Below are 15492 nucleotides of genomic sequence, written 5' to 3' on the forward strand. Positions count from 1 at the left end.
CCCCCGGTGTGGCGGATTAGCCGACAATAGCGTGCACGTTCCGCAGCCTGCCGGTGAACGAATAGGGTGACGTGCGCATCATCCTGGGGAGAAGGGGACGTTCAGTGTCGAGATCCGGTCACCGGCGGCTGCTGCTGGTTTCCACCAATTACGCTCCGGAGCACGCGGGGATCGGGCCGTACGCCACCCAGATCGCGGAGCACTGGGCGGATCTCGGCCACGACACCCATGTACTCGCCGGCATGCCGCACTACCCGTCCTGGTCGTTGGAGCCGGAGTACAAAGGGGCGCTCCGGCGCACGGAACAGCGCGCGGGGGTCACTGTGCACCGGCGCGCACACACGGTGCCGCCCCGTCAGACCGCCGTCAAGCGCGCCCTTTTTGAAGGATCGATTCTGCTGCACGGAGCCGTGGCGCCGCCCCGGATGCCGCGCCCGGACGCGGTCATGGCCCAGATGCCCAGCCTGGCCGGCGGCGTCCTCGCCGCCCGGCTCGCCGCGCGCTGGAAGGTCCCGTTCGTCCCGGTCGTCCAGGACCTGATGGGCGCGGCCGCCGCGCAGAGCGGGATCAGCGGCGGCGACAAGGCGGCCGCGATCGCCGGGCGCGCCGAGGCGTACGCCCTCAAGCGGGCCACCCTGGTCGGCGTCATCCACGAGACCTTCGTGGACCGGGTCGTGGGCATGGGCGTGGACCCGGGGAAGATCCGCCTCGTGCCCAACTGGTCCCACGTCCCGCAGCCCACCAAGCCGCGCGGCCAGACCCGGCACCACCTCGGCTGGGCACCCGGCGAACCGGTCGTCCTGCACTCCGGGAACATGGGTCTCAAGCAAGGCCTTGAGGTGCTCGTCGGCGCCGCCCGCCTGGACCCGGGCGTTCGCTTCGTCCTCATGGGCGACGGCAGCCAGCGCTCGGCCCTCGCCGACCTCGCGGCCGACGTACCGAACCTGGACATCATCCCCCCTGCCGCCGACGGAGAGTTCCCGGATATCCTCGCGGCGGCGGACGTGCTCGCCGTGACGCAGCACGCGGCCGTGCTCGACATGAGCGTGCCGTCCAAACTGACCTCCTACTTCCAGGCCGGCCGGCCCGTCGTCGCCTCCGTCGCGGCGGAGGGCGGTACGGCCCAGGAAGTGGAACGCTCGGGCGCGGGGGTGCTCGTACCACCGGAGGACCCCCACGCCCTGCTGAAGGCCGTACGGGCCCTGGCCGAGGACCCCGACGGCGCGGACGCGCTGGGGGCGGCCGGGCCCCGCCACGTGGCGGCCCACCTGAGCCGTGACGCGGGCCTGGCCCGTATCGACGCACTGATAGACGAAGCACTTGGGGGTCCGCAGCCGTGATCGAGACGAACCGCCCTGCGTCCGTCCCGGCGGAGGACGAACCGGACCTCCTCAGGGACCAGTTCAAGCAGCTCCTGCGCTACCGCCGCCTCCTGGGGGCGGGCGTCGGCATCGGCCTGCTGGGCGGCGTCTACCTCGGAATCTCCACGTCCGACACCTACGTGGCCACCACGGACATCGTGCTGCGTGCGCCCACCGACGACCCGTTCAACCCGAGCCTCGCGCCCGACAAGGCGATCAACATCGGCTCGGAGCGGCAGGTCGCGCTCAGCTCCTCCATAGCCAACGAGGCCGCGAAGAAGCTCGGCGTGACCTCGAAGGACTTCTCCGGCCTGCGCAGCGGCCTCCAGGTGACCAACCCGCCGCAGACGATGGTGCTGCGCTTCACCTACACCGCGTCCTCCCCCAGGGAGGCCGCCACCCGCGCCAACGCGATGACCGAGGCCTACCTGCTCAAGCGGCAGGAAGCCCTCGACGTCACCCGCGACAAGATGGTCAAGGGCTACCAGGAACAGCGCGATCCGGTCGCCAAGAACCTCGACGAGCTCGTCAAGCAGATCAACTCCATGCCGGCCGGTCCGGGGCGCGACGCCGCGTACTCCTCGAAGACGGACCTCCAGCAGAAGGTCAACACCCTCAACAGCAACATCGCCAAGCTCCAGGCCCTGGACATGACCCCGGGCCGGGTCACCAGCCCCGCAACGCCGCCGTCCGGCACCGACGGTCCGGGCATCCCGATGTCGCTGGCGCTCGGCGCGGCCGTGGGCCTCGCCCTCGGCCTGCTCGCCGCATGGGTCCGGCTCGTCTTCGACCCCGCTGCGCGCTCCGAGGGCGATGTCGCGCGGGCCCTGCGCGCCCCCGTACTGGGCCGTCTGCCGCGGACCAAGACCGGCGGCGGGCCGCTGCTCGCGGCCGGCGAGGAAGACCCCCGGCTCGCCGAGGAGTTCCGCTCGGTGGCCTTCCGGCTCGCCTACGACTCCCGCTTCGCCGACCGGCGCCGGCTGCTCGTCGTCGCCCCGCGCGGCAGCAGCGAGACGGCCGCGGCCGTGGCGGTGAACCTGGCCGCCTCCTTCGCGGAGACCGGCAAGGACGTCCTGCTCATCGAGGCCGACCTGCGCACGCCGGTGCTGGCCAGCCAGCTGCCCACCGGGGCCGGCGGGCGGCCGCGCTGGAGCCAGTCGGCCGGCGGTCCGGCGCAGGGCGAATCCGACTGGCCCGACGGACGCCAGCTCGTCGTCGACGCCGGCGAATCGGGCGCCTTCGACCTGATCCCGGGCGAGCCGGTCCGCAACGTGGCCCGCGCGCTGACCTCGCCGCGCGCCACCCGGCTCATCTCCGAGGCCGACTCCCCCAACTCCACCGTCGTCGTGCTCGCGCCGCCCGTGCTCTCGTACGCCGACGCCCTCGCGCTCGTCGACCGCGTCGACGGCGTCCTGGTCGTCTGCGATCCGCGCGCCGTCCACCGCACCGACCTGTCCCGGATCCGCGAGCTGATCAGCGGCGCCGGCGGCACGGTGCTCGGCGCGGTGGTGCACGCCCCGCTGCCGGGCGAGAAGCGCGGCCGCGGCGGCAGGCAGAAGGGCGCGGCCGCCCCGGCCCGGGACTCCCGGCCGCCCGCCCCGCAGCCGCTCACCCGCGAGCCCCACCAGCCCGACCGGCAGGAGCAGCACATCCCGGGCGACGGCACGGACACGGTGGCCCTGCGCACGGTGCGCATGGGCCGCAGATGAGCCGGCGCGGCCTCGCCGCCGTCTCCTCGGTCCTGGACCAGGCCGCGTCCAGCGCCACCAACATCCTGGTGCTCGTGCTGGCCGCCCGGCTGTCCTCGGCGTCCGGCTTCGCCGACTTCTCGATGGTGTACGTGACGTTCAGCGTGCTCCTCGGGCTGAACATGGCGTACGTCGGCCAGACGGTGGTGCTGGAGAAGGACGAGGACCGGCTCGGCGCGGTCTGCCGCTCGGGCCTCGCGTTCACCGGGGCCGCCTCCGCGGCGGTGGGCGCGGCGCTGGCCGTCGTCGGCGCCGCCCTGCCCGGGGCGGGCGGCCGGGCGTTCCTCACGCTGGGCCTCGTACTTCCCCTGGTGCTCGTCCAGGACGGGCTGCGGTACTGCTTCTCCGCACTGCGTGCCCCCGAGCGGGCCCTGGCCGCGGATGCGCTGCGGCTGGCGTGTGTCGTCGCCGCGCTGCTGCTCCAGCCCGAAGGGGCCTCGGCGGGGCGGCTGGTGCTGGTGTGGGGCGTCTCGGCGCTTCCGGCACTCGCGCTGGGCCTGTTCCTGCTGCGCCCGTACGTGCGCGGGGCGCGGGCCGACCTGCGGCCGTACCTGCGGCGCGGCCACCTGGGGCAGCGGTTCGTCGTCGAGTTCGCGGTGGGCAACGGCTCCAGCCAGCTCGCGGTGCTCGGCCTCGGCGTGTTCGCGACCCCACTGGCCGTGGGCGCGCTGCGGGGCGCGACCACCGTGTTCGGGCCGCTGAACGTGCTGTTCAACTCGGCGAACGCGTTCGGGCCGCCGGTGGTGGGGCGGGCTTCGGGCAAGCGGGGCGTGGTCCGGCTGACGGCGGCGATGGGCGGCGTGCTGGCGGTGCTCGGCGCCGGGTGGGGGGCCGTGCTGTACGCGCTGCCGGACCGGGTGGGACGCCGGCTGCTCGGCGAGACCTGGGCTGCCGCCTCCTCCCTGCTCCCGGCCACGGGGGTGCAGTACGCGGTGATGGGGCTGGGCACGTGTGCGCTGCTGACCCTGCGCGTGCTCAACCCGAAGGCCACGCTGTCGTTGCAGGTGGTCTTCTCGCTGCTGTCGGTGGCGCTGCTGCTCGGGGGGTACGCGGTGGGAGGCGTGGCCGGCGCCGCCTGGGGCCTGGCGGCGGGCTCGGCCCTCAAGGCCGCGGCGGCCTGGCTCCGCGTCTCCCGGCTCCCGGCCGCGCCCGCGAACGCCGACGCGGAACCGGCCCGCGCCGCCTGACCGCGCGGTGGGTCAGCGCAGGGTGGTGGACCTGTCCTGGCGGTACGTCGCGATCAGCGCGAGGCACAGGCCTGCGATCGCCACGCGCCCCGAGGCCTGCAGCAGCGGTCCCCGCAGCAGGATGAACGAGTAGCCCGCCACCAGCGGGACCACCACCGAGATCAGGCTCCCCGGCGCGGACCTGCGGGTGGCGCGCTTGGCGTAGCGCCGGTCGACCCGGGCCGCGGCGTACCCCGTGGCCAGCAGTCCCGCGCCCATCCCCAGCGGCCCGAAGTCGAGCCACAGTTCCGCCCAGATCGGGGAGGAGAGGTTGGTGTTGACCGTCCCCATCCATTCGCCGATCATCACGCCGGTGTCCTTCGGCTTGCCGGGCCAGACCGAGCGCGGCACCGCGAAGAAGAGGGATCCGGCGAGCTGACGGCCGTACAGGTGCCCGGGACCGGAGTTCGAGTAGGTGATGGTGTTCGCGAACATGCCGATCTGGTCGTAGTCCTTCAGCGCCATCGGCTCCAGGAACGACGTCGTCTCGACCGGCTTGTAGTTCTTCTCGTCGTACCGGAAGCGGTCCGCGAACGGGAACACGAGCAGGGCGACGACCACGGCCATCGACAGCGCCACCCGGTACATCGCGGCGCTCACCGGGAAGACGGTGAACAGCAGCGCGAACAGGACCGTGAGGAACCAGTAACGCGGGTTCGAGACCGGGTTGTTGACCACCAGGTTCAGCAGGGCGAGTGCCCCCCAGGCGACGATGACCGAGATTTTGCGGCGGGCGTACGTCGAGGTGATCAGCCAGCGCGTGTACAGCAGCAGGGCGAGCAGCGCGGGGACGGTGCCGAAGCCGCGGAGCAGGGCCTGGCCGGCCTGGCCGTCGCCGTTGGACACGCCCGCCTCCTGGATGCCCGCGATGATCTCCTGGCGGCTGGAGAAGAAGACCGCCGGGCCGCCGAGCTTCACGATGAACGCCGTGCTGCACAGGAAGGCGACGGCGGTGAGCACTTGGAGGCGGCGCCGGTGGACCATGACCGGCCGCGGCTCCTTCTGGGAGCCGCCGGCCCGCCCGGCCGGCCGGTGGCGGGCGAGCAGGACGCCGACGTCGAACGCCGTGCAGCCGAGCAGGACCAGGCCGATGGCGATGGTGAGGTCGGAGCGGGGGCCGACCACGGGGGTCGGGACCCGGCCGAGGACGGCCTGTGCGAGCGGGGCCACGCCCATCGCCATGTAGACGAAGAGCCAGAAGGAGCCCTGGAGCAGCTTGCGGCGGCTGGTGAGGACCATCGCGGAGAGCCGGGCGCCCGCGTACATCGTGAGCAGGAGCTGGAGCCAGAAGGCGGCGTCGCGCTGGCCGTCGCCGGACTGGACGGCGACGAACAGCGGCAGGAAGACGGTGAAGCCGAGGATGAGCGGGACGGACAGCGCGCGGGAGAGCAGGGTGCGCGGGCTGGTGACCCGTCCCCACGTGTGGGGGTCCTCGGACTCGGGGACCGGCCTGGTGACTGAGGGCTTGCGTATGTCCGTTGCCACTGCTGCCCCCACCCCATGTGCCTGGTCCGCGCGCAGTCTAATCTGAACGGGCGGCGCCCGGGGAGGCGCGCCTGCGGGGGTCTGCCCGGACGGGTTCCGGGGTGGAGCACGATGAGGGGCGACAGTTGCGCGATCTTCCTTCCTTCACGCTGGCCGGGTACGACAAGGGGCGCGGGCTGCTGACGCAGGCGCTCTGGTTCGCCGTGATGAACACGCTGTTCATGGCGTGGTTCTGTCCGGCCCGGCTGCGGGTCGCACTGCTGCGGGCGTTCGGTGCGCGGATCGGCGAGGGAGTGCTCATCCGGCACCGGGTACGGGTGCTGTGGCCGTGGAAGCTCACCGTCGGCGACCACACGTGGATCGGCGAGGGCGCCTGGCTGCTGAACCTGGAGCAGGTGACCGTCGGGGCGAACGTGTGCATCTCGCAGGAAGCCCTGCTGTGCACCGGCTCGCACGACCACCGGGCCGCCGACTTCCGCTACCGCAACGCGCCGATCGTGGTCGAGGACGGCGCGTGGGTGGCCGTACGGGCGACCGTGCTGGCCGGGGTCACGGTGGGCCGGTGCGCGGTGGCGGGCGCCGGATCCGTGATCCACAGAAACCTTCCTGCACTGACCCTGCAGACGATGGACGGGCAGCGCCGCCCGGTCGAGGAGCCCAATTGAGAGTCCTGCACGCCGTCACGCTCCACTCCCCCTCGCACGCTTTCGGCGGCCCGGTGCGGGTCGCGCTGAACCTGGCCGGGGGGCTGCGGGCGCGCGGCCACGAGGCCCGCCTGCTGGCGCTCGGCGAAGGCTTCCCGGATCCGTGGCCGACCTCCGTGGAGGGGGTGCCGGCGAAGCTGTTCCCGGCCCGGCGGATCCTCCCCCTGGGCTTCAGCGGGATGACCTCGCCGGCCCTGCTGGCCTCGGCGGGCCGGCTGGTCCGGGACGCGGACGTGGTCCACGTCCACCTGGCCCGGGACCTGGTGACCCTGCCGGTGGCCCTCGCGGCGCTGCGGGCCGGCAAGCCGCTGGTGCTCCAGACCCACGGGATGGTGGACCCGAGCGGGAAACTGCTGGCCAAGGTGCTGGACGCGGTGGCCGTACGCCGGCTGCTGCGCGGCGCGGACGCCGTGCTGTACCTGACCCCGCACGAACGCGAGGGCCTCGACGCGGTGATGGGATACCCGCTGCCGGGGGCGGTCCGGCTGGTGAACGGAACCCCCGCCCAGGAGGAGCGCCCGGCACCCGCCGGTCCGCCGCGCATCCTGTACTCGGCCCGCCTGCAGGCCCGCAAGCGCCCGGTGGACTTCGTGGACGCGGCCCCGGCGGTCCTGGCGGCGCACCCGGACGCGGAGTTCGTGGTGGCCGGCCCGGACGAGGGTGAACTGGCGGGGGTCCGCGCCCGCATCGCGGAGCTGGGCCTCGGCGACCGCTTCACGGTCCCGGGTGCGCTGCCCACCGCCGAGGTCCTGGCGGAGCTGCGCCGGGCCCGCGTGTACGTCCTGCCGTCGGTGGACGAGCCGTTCCCGATGTCGGTCCTGGAGGCCCTGTCGGTGGGCGTTCCCACGGTGGTGACCCACTCCAACGGGCTGGCCCGCGCCATCGCCTCCGCGGGGGCGGGCCGTGCGGTGGACCCCGGCCCCGCGGCCGTTGCAGCCGCCGTCCTCGCCCTCCTGGACCCGCAGGCCAACGCCTCCGCCTCACGGGCGGCCCGCCGACTGACCGCGGAGTCCTTCTCCATGGAAGCGGTCCTGGACACCCTCCTGCCCGTCTACGAGGGGGCCAGGCGCGCGAAGGCGCAGCCGGCGGGCAGGTGAAAACGCCGCCCCCGTCCCCCGGTTCGGGGTGCGGTGGCGGCGTTCTCGGACGGTGCCGGGTGTGTTACGCCGGGATCCAGGCGTAACAGCCCGAAGAAGTGAACTCCGCCGTCCCCGAGGGAATCGCAGCCGTGATCTTGTCGCCGGCCTTCGGAGCGGTCTCCGGGCCCGAGGCCAGGACCGCGCCGTCCTTGCCCTTGGCCTCCCAGCTGCACGTCGTGCTCTGGGTCAGCGCCCGGTACGTACCCGCCGCGGGCGATTGGCGGGTGCCGTCGCCGAAGCCCTTGGACGCCGCGTCCAGGATGGGCTTCTGCTCGGGGCACAGGTAGGTGATCGCGTCCTTGGCGTCCGGGATCTCCCCGGCGACGATGGACCCGGTCGCCGCGTCCTTGTCGCGCTTCGCGGTGCGCTCCACCCGCTGGCAGGATTCCTGGCCGGTCTGGAGGACCGCAGCCGGGTCCGTCTTCTCCGGGACCCGCCCGCTCAGGTACTGCTTCTCGTTGGCCTTGAAGCTGCCCGTCTTCGGGGTGAGCTTCGCGTCCGGGAGGACGGGGCCGGTCGGCTTGGCGTCGGGCGCCGCCGGCGCCGCCGGGGCGTCCGCCGGATCCGGGACCGCCGAAGAGGCCGGGGGCTTCGGCTTCGCCGCCGCGGCGTCGGCCTTGCCGTCGCCGCCCGAGCTGCAGGCGGTCAGGGTCAGAGCTGCGGCCAGCAGAACAGCAGCCGCGGCGGAACGTCGGTACATCAAGGGCTCCCGTACTTGCCGGTTGATCGGGTGGGACTCGGTGGGGAAAGGGGTGCGGGGCCCGGCGTGGCACGGCCGGGCCCCGCACTCCGTCAGACGGCTACTTCGCGCCGAAGGTGAGGACGAGCTGCGGAGCGGCGTCCGCTGCCGTCGACTCCATGGACCAGATCCACAGCGGGTCGGTGCCCGTGCTCGTCAGGCCCAGGCTGTAGCTGCTGCCCAGCACCGCGGAGAGCGCGGCGGTGTCCAGCGGGGTGCTCTGGACCGCCGAGCCGTCCGGCACGCCCGCGAACTCGCCGAGCGGGGTGGCGCCGAGGGTGGGCTTGTTCTTGAACGTCGTCGCCGCGCCGCTCCAGGTGCCGGTGACCGGGACCACGGACACCTTGTCGGTGGTTCCGGCGCTCGCCTGGCTCGACGTCTTGACCTGCAACGACGCCGACTTCAGGACCTGCCCGGCCGGCGCGGCCGGCAGGTCGAAGCGCAGGTACGTCTCGTACGCCGAGGTGCCCCGGACGGCGAGCGAGGTGGAGGTGCCGTAGGCGGTGCTCGGGGCGCCCTCGTTGATGTAGGTGTCCTCGGTCGCGGTGACCTTGGAGACCGTGTCGGTGGGCGCCTTGGCCAGGTCGTAGTGGTTCTTGGCCTGGGCCGCGGTGAGCGCCTTCGGGTAGACGGCCGTCTCGTCGATCTGGCCGGCGAAGAAGTTGCTCGTCGGCTTGGTCGGCCAGTTGGCGAGGTTGTCGCCGCCGACGTGCCAGAAGCCCTCGTACGAGGCGGAGCTGGTGACGTTGTTCAGCGTGCCCTTGCTCTGGCCGTCGACGATCAGCTCCATGCCGCCGGCGCCCATGGCTCCGACGACGTGGTGCCACTTGTTGTCGTTGTACGTGTCGAGCAGACCGGTGGAGACGGTGCGGGTCGATCCGTTGTAGACGCCGAAGACCAGACGACCGGTGTTGGTCATGTAGATCTGCTTGTCGTACGAGCCGCTGTTGCGCGTGGTGTTGTTGCCGAAGCCGATCAGCTTGCCGCCACGCGTGGTGTTCGTCTTGAACCAGGTCTCGACCGAGAAGGTGTTGCCCACCGTCTGGCGGTGGTCGCTGTACACCTGCTGGCTCGTGCCGTTGAAGCCCATCGCGGTGCTCGGGCCGCTGACCGCTCCGGGCGTCTGGCGCAGCGCCGGGGCGTTGACCTGGACGCCGCTGGTGTTGCCGGCGGCCGAGGAATCGGCGACGTACGGGCTGACGGTGTCGTCGTAGCGCCAGTACAGGGTGGCGCCGTCGGCACGTACCTGGTTCGGGTACGACTGGACCGAGGACGGGACCGTGACCGAGGCGGTGGCCGACAGGGCGCTGGTGTTGCCCGCCCCGTCGGTGGCCGTCACGCGGTAGGTGTAGGTCTGGCCGGCCTTGACCGTGGTGTCGTTCCAGGAGGCCTGGGGACGCTCCCACTCCAGGGACTCGGCGGCGACGGTGGCGATGGGGGTGGCGGAGCCGTTGCGGTAGATCCGGTACGTCAGCTTGCTGTCGTCGGCGTCGTAGCTCGTGCGCCAGCGGACCTGGACCTCGCCGGGCTTGACGCTGCCGGCGCTCGCGACCGGGGTCGTCGGGGCGCCGACGTCGCCGGTGGACGCGAAGCGGGTGAGCGCCTGCTGCGGCTTGCCGTTGATCTGGGTGAACTCGCCGCCGACCCACATGTACTTGACGTCGTTCTTCTCGGCGATGCTCATGACGCGCGGGCCGATGCCCTCACCGATGCCGTCGTTGGCGGTGGGGTGCCAGCCGAGCTTGCGCGGGCTGCGCACGAAGCCGTCCACGGGCGCGGGGGCGGTGCCTTCGTAGTTGGTCAGCTGCGCGTTCAGGAAGTTGCGCTTGCCGTCGGGGAACTGTCCCTCCAGCGAGCAGTCGTGCGCGTGCGAGGAGCTGTAGAGCACCCCGTCGTACGGCAGGACGGCCTGCGTCGCGCCGAGGCAGCGGTCGCGCCACTTCTCGCTGAAGTCGCTCAGGTTCAGGCCGATGCGGCCGTCGAAGACGCCGCCGCCGGAGCCTTCGTTGCCGGTGTAGAAGCCGGTCGAGTCGGTGGCGATGTCCTTGACCACGGAGTTCGACGGGATGTTGCTGTACGTCTTGGCGACCGCGCCCGTGGTGGCGTTCACGACGGCCAGGGCGTGCGTGTTGGACCCGTTGACCGAGAAGAAGTCACCGCCCAGCAGGACGTTCTTGCCGTCCGGGGTGACCTCGACCGCGCGGCCGACCTCGTCGGCGTTGGCGACGAAGGGCTTGAGCGCACCGGTGCCGGCGTCGACCGCGGCGAACCGCTCGCGGGTCTGGCCCTCGACGGTGCCGAAGTCGCCTGCCGCGTACAGGGTGTCGTCGGAGACGGCGAGTCCGCGCACTGTGGCGGGGAAGCCCGGGTGGAAGGCGGCCTTGGGGGTGCAGCTCTCGATGTCGATCGCGGCTAGGCTGGAGACCGGGGTGCCGTTGACGGCGCCGAAGTAACCGCCTGCGTAGAGGGTCTTCTTGTCCTTGGAGACCGCCAGCGCCCGTACCGTCGCGGTGCCCTCGCCGACCGTGAAGGCGAGCTTGCACGAGGTCGGGTTGCCCGTCGCGGCGTCGAGGGCCGTGAAGTTGACCGCTTCCTGCTCTGCGCCGCCGGTGCCGTCGGGCGGGCGGACGGCCGAGAAGGTGCCGCCCGCGAAGACGGTGCCGTTCGCCTCGGCCATCGCGAAGACGATGCCGTTGGGCTGCCAGGTCGGCAACTCGTCCGCGGTGAATGCCACGGGAGGCGTGATGGCGGACGCCTCGGGCATCAGCACCAGGCCCATACCGGTGCCGGCGCCGGCCAGTGACAGGACGAGGGCAGCAGTCAGCCCTCTGGATCTACGCATGAGCCCCCCAGGGCAATCGCCCGGTTTGATGGCTGGAACTATCCGAACAGCCATATGTACTGGCGCAGACTAGGGCTCGCACGAGGGCCCGGTCACCTCCCTTGACCCATTGCATACCAACTTGGAATCAACAGGGTTCAGCGCGGAGGGCGCACAGACATACGGCAGGTTTGACCCGGCCACACCCACCGATACCTGTGGAGATGACCGGGACACGGCAAATCGTAGGCGAAATATACGGCCTCAGCGGTCGATACGGACCGTCACGCCCGCCAGTTGGTCCTCGACCTGCCGGATGTCGGCGTCGACCATGATGCGCGCGAGTTCGGCCACCAGAACCGTCGGCTTCCAGCCAAGCAGCTCCTGGGCCTTGGAGGCGTCGCCGATCAGGGCGTCGACCTCGCTCGGGCGCTCGTACTTGGGGTCGTAGCGCACGTGGTCGGCCCAGTCGAGGCCCGCGTGGGCGAAGGAGGACTCGACGAACTCCCGGACCGTGGCGGCCACTCCGGTGGCGACGACGTAATCGGTCGGCTCGTCCTGCTGGAGCATCCGCCACATGGCGTCCACGTACTCGGGGGCGTAGCCCCAGTCGCGGACCGCGTCGAGGTTGCCGAGGTAGAGGTGCTCCTGGAGACCCGCCTTGATCCGGGCGACCGCTCGGGTGATCTTGCGGGTCACGAAGGTCTCGCCGCGGCGCGGGGACTCGTGGTTGAAGAGGATCCCGTTGACGGCGAACATGCCGTACGCCTCACGGTAGTTCACCGTGGTCCAGTACGCGAAGACCTTGGCGGCGCCGTACGGGCTGCGCGGGTGGAACGGGGTCTTCTCGTTCTGCGGGGGCGGCGTGGCCCCGAACATCTCCGAGGACGAGGCCTGGTAGATCCGGGTGTCCACACCGCTGGCCCGGATCGCTTCGAGCAGCCGCAGGGCCCCGAGCCCGGTCACGTCGCCGGTGTAGAGGGGGGCGTCGAAGGACACCCGCACGTGCGACTGGGCGCCGAGGTTGTACACCTCGTCGGGCCGGATCTCCCGGAGCAGGTTCACGAGCGCGACCCCGTCGGACAGGTCGGCGTGGTGCAGGACGAAGGACCGGTTGGCGGTCTGCGGGTCCTGGTAGATGTGGTCGATCCGCTCGGTGTTGAAGCTGGAGGACCGCCGCACGAGGCCGTGCACCGTGTAGCCCTTGGAGAGCAGCAACTCCGAGAGGTAGGAGCCGTCCTGTCCGGTGACGCCGGTTATCAGTGCGGTCTTGCCCATGTGGGGTCCCCCTGTGAATCGTGTCGGTCTGTTCTGGCGAGCGGGGCCCGCCCCGGCCCCCCATCCGTTCGAGGCTGCGCCTCGCCCTGCACGGGCCTTCGCACCGCGCGCGTGCGTACACCCGGTCCCCGGGGGCTGGATGCGTACCGTACACGGCCCGCGTCCGGCGGCCGGACCTCGGCCGCACCCCGAGGCAACGGACTGGCATCATCGGCGGTATGACAAGTTCGCTGCCGCTCCTGCCCCCGAACGCCCGCGTCTTCGTCGCGGGCCACCGCGGCCTCGTGGGCTCCGCGGTCGCCCGCCGGCTCACCGCCGACGGCCACGAGGTGCTCACCCGGGGCCGCGCCGACCTCGATCTGCGCGATGCCGCGGCAACGGAGGCGTACCTGAGGGACGTTCGCCCCGACGCCGTCGTGCTGGCCGCCGCAAAGGTCGGCGGGATCATGGCCAACAGCACGTATCCGGTGCAGTTCCTGGAGGACAACCTCAAGATCCAGCTCAGCGTCATCGGCGGCGCGCACGCCGCCGGGGTCGGCCGCCTGCTGTTCCTGGGCTCGTCCTGCATCTACCCCAAGCTCGCCCCGCAACCCATCGGCGAGGACGCCTTGCTGACGGGCCCTCTGGAGCCGACCAACGAGGCGTACGCCCTGGCAAAGATCGCCGGCATCGTCCAGGTCCAGTCGTACCGGAAGCAGTACGGGGCCTCGTACATCTCGGCGATGCCCACGAACCTCTACGGCCCGGGCGACAACTTCGACCTGGAGACCTCGCACGTGCTGCCCGCCCTGATCAGGCGCTTCCACGAGGCCGCCGCCGAGGGCCGCGAAGAGGTCACCCTGTGGGGCAGCGGCACCCCGCGCCGCGAGTTCCTGCACGTGGACGACCTGGCGGCCGCCTGTGCGGTGCTGCTCGGCAGCTATGACGGCGACGAGCCGGTCAACATCGGCTGCGGCGAGGACCTCACCATCAAGGCCCTCGCCGAGACCGTCGCCGAGGTGACCGGCTTCCGCGGACGGCTCGCCTGGGACACCTCCAAGCCGGACGGCACCCCGCGCAAGCTCCTGGACGTCACCCGCCTGACCTCGCTGGGCTGGAAGCCGGAGATCGGGCTGCGGGACGGCATCGCCGCCACCTACCGGTGGTGGCGCGAGCAGGGCTGAACGCACGTGCCGCGGCTCCTCAGTACGCTCCGCGACCGTCGACGACGGCGCGGAGCGTACGGCCCATGACGTCGACGTCGCTGGTGAAGGACCAGTTGTCGACGTACTGCAGGTCGAGCTGGATCGTCTCGTCCCAGGACAGGTCCGACCGTCCGCTGATCTGCCACAGCCCGGTCATGCCCGGCCGCACGGTGAGCCGGCGCAGTTCGACCTCGTCGTACTGCGCCACCTCCTCCGGCAGCGGCGGGCGCGGCCCGACGAGCGACATGTGGCCGCTCACCACGTTGAACAGCTGGGGCAGTTCGTCCATGGAGGTACGGCGCAGCAGCCGGCCCACCCGGGTCACCCGCGGGTCGCGGCGGATCTTGAACATCAGGCCGTCGTTCTCGTTGGCCCCGGAAAGCTCACGCTTGAGCCGGTCCGCGTCCACGACCATGGTGCGGAACTTCCACATGACGAACGGGGCCCCGTCGCGCCCTATGCGCCGCTGGCGGTAGAACGCCGGGCCGCGGGATCCGAGGCGGATCGCCAGGGCGATGCCGAGGAAGACCGGGGAGAGCAGCAGCAGCCCGGCCGCGGCCCCGACGCGGTCGAGGACCGACTTGAGCAGGGTCTGGACGCCCCGGCCCACCGGCGGCGCCACGCGCAGCACGGCGAGCCCGCCGGCAGACACGGTCTCCAGCCGCTTGACGGAGACCTCCACGAGGCCGGGGAACACGGCGAGTTCCAGCCCGGCGTCGTGCAGCGCCCAGGCGACCCGGCGCAGCCGCTCCCCCGCGATGCGCGCGCCGGGGGCGACCAGCACGAGGTCGGCGTGGTGGCTGCCGACGGCCGCGAGCACGGCGGCGGAGTCCGCGTTCGGGGCCTCGGGCGCGGCAGCGTCGAGCCGGGCCGCGACGGGCACCCCGCCTTCGAGCCGTCCGGCGCCGACCGGCACCACGCCGACGACGACGTACGGGTGGTCGGTGCGTGCGGCGAGGTGCTCGATGACGGACTCGGCGGCGCCGGGCTCGCCGACCACCAGGACCCGGCTGACGGCGTGTGCTTCGCGGCGGGCCGCCGAGAGGTGGCGGTAGGTCAGTTTGTGGCAGGACACGGTGATGAGGAGGGCGGGCAGCAGGGCGCCGAGCGCGGACAGCCGGGGCGTGCTCTCGCCGGTCACCACACGGGCGACGGCCAGCACGCCGATCAGAATCAGCCAGTCGTGGACGACGGGCAGCACACCGCGGGACTCTCCGAGCACGCGGGCCGCGTAGCGCCGGCGCACCGCCTGCACCCCGGTCCATGCCAGGGCCGCGCCGAGCGCGCAGTACAACGGCCTGACCTGCTGCGCGGCTTGGAAGACCAGCGCTACGGGGACGGCGGCGCCGAGGAAGTCGGCCGCGAAGGCGGCGGGCAGGTACCAGCGGGCCTTGTCGCCGATCCGCCTCGCCGGGGCGGCGGCGAGCCCCGGCGGTTCATCGGCCGCTGCAGCCAGTCTTTGCGCAGGAAAATGGACATGCCTCATTGGCCCCCCTGGCACGTGGTCTATGACAGTGGCGCATGCCCATGGCTTCCCCTGGCGACGGACATCTGGCGCACCGGGAAACAGTACGACAAACACCCGTACGACAAACGCCGATTGCCCGAACGGGAGCCCTTGTTGCGCAAGTGTTAGCAACCGGTACCAACCGTTCCAGATATCGGAGTCCTCCCTCGCACGCGAAGGTGAATGGTTCGGATACCGGATACGTCTCTTCGGTCAACGGACCGCTTCCAGCCAATCTTTTGACGCGGCCCTGACATTGACGCGTGCAGCTGGCACTCTTCGATCCGTTCTTCGCACCAG

At 71.9% G+C, this 15492-nt stretch carries 11 protein-coding genes; 6 read left to right on the forward strand and 5 right to left on the reverse strand.

Annotated features, from left to right (window positions below):
- Positions 1-134: 134 nt before the first annotated feature.
- From ABTY04_RS18275 to ABTY04_RS18285, 3 genes are read left to right on the forward strand one after another with little or no spacing between them, the layout of a single operon-like run.
- The gene (locus ABTY04_RS18275; RefSeq protein ID WP_352214438.1) at positions 135-1340 is read left to right on the forward strand and encodes a glycosyltransferase family 4 protein; all 1206 of its coding nucleotides are present in this window, start codon (positions 135-137) and stop codon (positions 1338-1340) included.
- Positions 1337-3070 carry a lipopolysaccharide biosynthesis protein gene (locus tag ABTY04_RS18280; protein WP_352214358.1) on the forward strand — a complete coding sequence of 578 codons (1734 nt, stop codon included), beginning with the start codon at positions 1337-1339 and terminating at the stop codon, positions 3068-3070. Before ABTY04_RS18275 ends, ABTY04_RS18280 begins: the two co-directional genes overlap by 4 nt.
- Positions 3067-4296: an MATE family efflux transporter gene (locus tag ABTY04_RS18285; RefSeq protein ID WP_352214359.1), complete on the forward strand. Its 1230-nt coding sequence runs from the start codon at positions 3067-3069 to the stop codon at positions 4294-4296. Before ABTY04_RS18280 ends, ABTY04_RS18285 begins: the two co-directional genes overlap by 4 nt.
- 12 nt (positions 4297-4308) lie before the next feature.
- On the opposite strand, the gene ABTY04_RS18290 is transcribed toward ABTY04_RS18285, so the two are convergent.
- On the reverse strand, positions 4309-5808 hold the full coding sequence (locus ABTY04_RS18290; protein WP_352214439.1) for a hypothetical protein: 1500 nt from the start codon (positions 5806-5808) through the stop codon (positions 4309-4311).
- Between the two features lie 137 nt (positions 5809-5945).
- Between ABTY04_RS18290 and ABTY04_RS18295 the strand changes: the two genes are divergently transcribed.
- Entirely contained in the window at positions 5946-6485 is a 540-nt protein-coding gene (locus ABTY04_RS18295; RefSeq protein ID WP_352214360.1) for a WcaF family extracellular polysaccharide biosynthesis acetyltransferase, read from the forward strand.
- Positions 6482-7621 carry a glycosyltransferase gene (locus tag ABTY04_RS18300; protein ID WP_352214361.1) on the forward strand — a complete coding sequence of 380 codons (1140 nt, stop codon included), beginning with the start codon at positions 6482-6484 and terminating at the stop codon, positions 7619-7621. The genes ABTY04_RS18295 and ABTY04_RS18300 overlap by 4 nt, the downstream gene beginning before the upstream one ends.
- 64 nt (positions 7622-7685) lie before the next feature.
- Here ABTY04_RS18300 and ABTY04_RS18305 read toward each other — a convergent pair whose 3' ends face one another.
- The 3 genes from ABTY04_RS18305 to gmd all read right to left on the reverse strand — a co-directional run bounded on the left by ABTY04_RS18305 (position 7686) and on the right by gmd (position 12501).
- Entirely contained in the window at positions 7686-8363 is a 678-nt protein-coding gene (locus ABTY04_RS18305; RefSeq protein WP_352214362.1) for a hypothetical protein, read from the reverse strand.
- Positions 8364-8463: 100 nt separating this feature from the next.
- Entirely contained in the window at positions 8464-11244 is a 2781-nt protein-coding gene (locus ABTY04_RS18310) for a CBM96 family carbohydrate-binding protein (RefSeq protein ID WP_352214363.1), read from the reverse strand.
- A 243-nt stretch (positions 11245-11487) separates the two neighbouring features.
- Entirely contained in the window at positions 11488-12501 is a 1014-nt protein-coding gene (gene gmd, locus ABTY04_RS18315) for a GDP-mannose 4,6-dehydratase (protein WP_352214364.1), read from the reverse strand.
- A 218-nt stretch (positions 12502-12719) separates the two neighbouring features.
- On the opposite strand from gmd, the gene ABTY04_RS18320 reads away from it, so the two are divergent.
- Complete coding sequence (locus ABTY04_RS18320) at positions 12720-13664, forward strand: GDP-L-fucose synthase family protein (RefSeq protein WP_352214365.1); 945 nt, start codon at positions 12720-12722, stop codon at positions 13662-13664.
- 19 nt (positions 13665-13683) lie between these two features.
- Here ABTY04_RS18320 and ABTY04_RS18325 read toward each other — a convergent pair whose 3' ends face one another.
- On the reverse strand, positions 13684-15171 hold the full coding sequence (locus tag ABTY04_RS18325; RefSeq protein WP_352214366.1) for a sugar transferase: 1488 nt from the start codon (positions 15169-15171) through the stop codon (positions 13684-13686).
- Between the last annotated feature and the right edge of the window lie 321 nt (positions 15172-15492).

Source organism: Streptomyces sp. NPDC097981 (genome assembly GCF_040302565.1).
GTDB lineage: Bacteria > Actinomycetota > Actinomycetes > Streptomycetales > Streptomycetaceae > Streptomyces.